The 3632-nt window shown below is 52.7% G+C and carries 2 protein-coding genes and 1 pseudogene; 2 read left to right on the top strand and 1 reads right to left on the bottom strand.

Annotated elements, in window-relative coordinates:
* Together DQ405_RS25795 and DQ405_RS25800 are read left to right on the top strand one after the other, a co-directional pair.
* A pseudogene (locus DQ405_RS25795) lies at positions 1-459 on the top strand (hypothetical protein); the annotation flags it as partial.
* Positions 460-1296: 837 nt separating this feature from the next.
* On the top strand, positions 1297-1905 hold the full coding sequence (locus tag DQ405_RS25800; protein ID WP_003192641.1) for an RBBP9/YdeN family alpha/beta hydrolase: 609 nt from the start codon (positions 1297-1299) through the stop codon (positions 1903-1905).
* Positions 1906-2707: 802 nt separating this feature from the next.
* Here DQ405_RS25800 and DQ405_RS25805 read toward each other — a convergent pair.
* Positions 2708-2977 carry a hypothetical protein gene (locus tag DQ405_RS25805; protein WP_168426445.1) on the bottom strand — a complete coding sequence of 90 codons (270 nt, stop codon included), beginning with the start codon at positions 2975-2977 and terminating at the stop codon, positions 2708-2710.
* Positions 2978-3632 lie beyond the last annotated feature (655 nt).

Consider the following 3632-nt stretch of genomic DNA (forward strand, 5'->3'; position numbering starts at 1 on the left):
GTTTTATCACTACTTTTCTTCCAAGAACGAAAATGCTTGACGCTCTGGCCGTGCGCTATACCGAGCGCTTCATGCTCAGCCTGGACAATGCAATGGCGCGCTGCGCTGCCGATGACTGGGAAGAGCGTCTTCGCGCCTGGATTCACGCCAACATCGAAAACCTACGTCAAGACATATCGTATCCACGATATCGTCTACGTGAACCACCACCATCATGATCGTGCCAACGGCTCGAAGAACGCTATTCTCGAGCAATTGCTTGCGATTATTGAAGGGGGCAAGCTGGCCGGCAATTGGGCGCCAGAACATCCGAACGTTGTGGCATTGCTCATTTATGCGGGCGTCCATGGCGCGACTGATAACATCATCGCCGCTAATACCGAGGACTTCGCCCCGTTTGCCCATGCCGTTGCTGATGCTTGCCTGCTGATGTTACCCAACGGCGTCAAACAAGCCTGATCGGAGGCGGTGCTTCGGCCAGAAGCAGACGCTCGCCAGTATATTTTGGTGCCTTATCGTTCTACTTGGCGTTGCCTCAGGATATCGGTGGCTGAAGGGAGCTACCATGTGCCTCGTAACCGACCGGGGCACATGAAATGCTCAGGCTTGCCTGGCTGGAAAGGCGCTGACCTGGCGCTATGCATACGTCCCCCCGACATCTCACGCCTGTAGGCGCGAGCTTGCTCGCGAAAACCCCATCAGCCCTCCAACTCGCCAGCCCGATAAATCGCAGTGTGATTGTGAGCCACCCACGCCCTCGACGGTTTGGTTTGTTAGGATCTTTACAGGTAGGTCGACTGACTTAAGTGGACGGTTACGCTGACATTTTCGCATGATCGGAAAAGCGTACGACAACGGTATACCAAGGAAGCTGCTTATGCGCAGACGTCACCTAGGAGCCATCCGCCACATCCAAATCAGTGATCCATTGCCATTGCCGCCTGTGCCGCAAAAAACACGACTGCATCGCTTCTTGCGGCAGGGCGAGTTTGCCGAAATCAGGCCTTGTGTCACTCATGCGAAATTGGCCCTCACTTGACCACTCGTTTGCATCGCATTTGACCAGCCATTTTCAACGGAGTGACCAGCACGAGTCGTGGTCATTGACGGCCACGAATTGCCATCAGCCCTAGATTACAACCGCATTGCCGATGGCCGCGATTGGACGCATACCACGACACGCGTTGCAGGGAATCATCCAGATCGCTCAATTTATCAGCTGTGACATCCTCGCCGGCCGAAAGCAGAAAGTGTAGTATCTGCGACCGATCAATCCGCTGATCTCTGATACCCAATATGCATGCAGCCAACAGAACATCGAACCGCTATGACGGTAAACACGTTGTAATTGTGCATGGTTATACTGCCTCGCCCAATGTGAACTGGTTTCCTTGGTTGGCGGAGGTGCTACGGGAGCAAGGCGCGCAAGTTAGCATTCCAGCTATGCCTGATTCGTTCAATCCTGATCCAATAAAATGGGCATTGGCGTTGCAGCAATCACTGCCAGCAGCTGACACAAACACGATCCTCATAGGGCATAGTCTTGGATGCATCGCTGCTCTACGGCACTTGTTGTCCTTACCCGCACACACCCTAACTGGCGGAGTCTTGCTGGTCTCCGGCTTCGATAGAACGGTGTCTACGTTGCCAGAGCTACACGCCTTCACAGATGCACCGCTGGACCACGCGGAAGTTTGCCGTCGTACACAGAAAATCATCTCGCTGTTTTCCGACAACGATTCAATTGTTGAGCCGGCAGCATCTATCGAACTGTCCCGCAACCTCAAAGCCGAGCAAGAAGTCGTTAGTGGTGGGGGACATTTTCTCGACCGCGAGGGATTTGTACAGTTTCCAGAAATATGTACGGTTATTGCGAGGCTTCTTGGGCACGAGACACAGATTTAGCCGCTGGCGTATCCACGGGACACGCACTCGTTACTACTATGTCTCGGCGAAGTTCACGCTCCAAGCCGGACGCTATTACCAATTCATGCTGACATCCGGTTCGGGCGGGACATGTACGTTGTATCCGTCGCTGATCGAACGCGACAAAGATGGGACCGGATGGCATCTGACTCCCAATTCTGAGGTGACGTACGAAGGCGAGGGGCCTACTGCCAAAATGCATTACAACAATAGTCGTTTTGAAGATCCCGATTACCACCCACCTGCGGATCTTTATCCTGGCATCGATGTTAACTGAAGGGCGTGTGATTCACGCCTAGCCGATGGCTGCCACTTACGGATCAATGTCAGGGGATATTTTATGGGTGCCAGGACGTACTGGCTCAGCGAGAGCGAACAAGCGTCGGAGAATCTCTTTGCATGGTCGGCTTTTGTCGCGCAAACCATCGCGCAAATTCTGCACTGAACCATCCACGAAAGGTTCGAACGAATCCAAGCCCAAGCCGTTCTGGTCTCGGCGTGTAAAAGACGCAATGGCAGTTTCGGATCGGACGCTGCCTAGGGCATTAGGCAACCTTGACAGCTTTAAGTGCAACGTCGAGCTGCGATCTGGCATTCGACTCATAGCGGCAGGCGAGCAGTCAAATTACCGAACTCTACAATGTCCGAAACGGATTCCTTCTGAGGCCTTGAGGGCTGCAACGTCTTGCGAGCGATCATCGGAAGGGGCTCCTCTTGATCAGTTGCGGTTCTCACTCGTCTTTTAACGCCGAGTCAGGAACAGGCCCGGTAGCTGCTCTAGCTACCATGTAATCCGATCAATTTCCTCTTGGTTCATCGCACGCCAATCAGTCTGGTGGATACCGTAATCAGCTTGAGCGTACTCAAGTGCCTCCTCCAGCGAAAGCATCAGATGGTCCCCTTCAATCTGCTGGCTGGTGTAATCAATGAAGCGAATCTCCATATAAACCGGTGGTTCGTCCTCACCCTCAACCTCGAGACCAAACAGCACGATAGCCGTAACACTGGGGCGATACTCACAAATGCACCGCACCTTGGCAAAGAGGTACAAGGGGGCTTTTTCATATAGGGACTCCTTCACTGCTCAAGTGGTGCATGGGGTACAAGCGACAGCACAGGGTCGGTTGCAGCCTATCTCTACCGGCAGCTGACGACCCACAGGCGTCAGCAACCAGAGTCAGAGCGGAGGCCGGGGCTCGCGTCGTATAGCCATCGCGTTCCTGGCTACCACACCAAGATGGGAAATATATCGTGCCGCGTACTCACGACATAAGACTCCAATCCATTTTTCTCAGGATGGATTTGCAAGATCATTTGCGTACTGAAGGTGATGGTGAAAAACCCCAAAACTATCAATTGAAAAAAGCTTCTACATCGTGGTTTAGAAAGTCGAAAAGTAAAGGGCTTGTGGCAGCATCTTCACCATGCCCCCACTTGCATACCCTATTGATATCACAAGCGAATGGGCACTGAATTAACACGCTAGCCATATCGCCAAAAAGCAGGATCTGCGAACCGATCCCGACAGTTACACCTGTTAGCGCGGAAGGAATCATTTCGGCCAAATCTGAATCATTTATCATCGTGCCGTGCTCTTTTCATACAGGTGGTTGTTGTAAGAAGCATAGGCCTGAATCGGCTCTCATTTAGTAGGCAGATCATATAACCAATTTGTTAGCGCGGCCACCCAGGCTGACCGTCCGACG

The sequence above is a fragment of the Pseudomonas sp. SST3 genome (assembly GCF_003325755.1).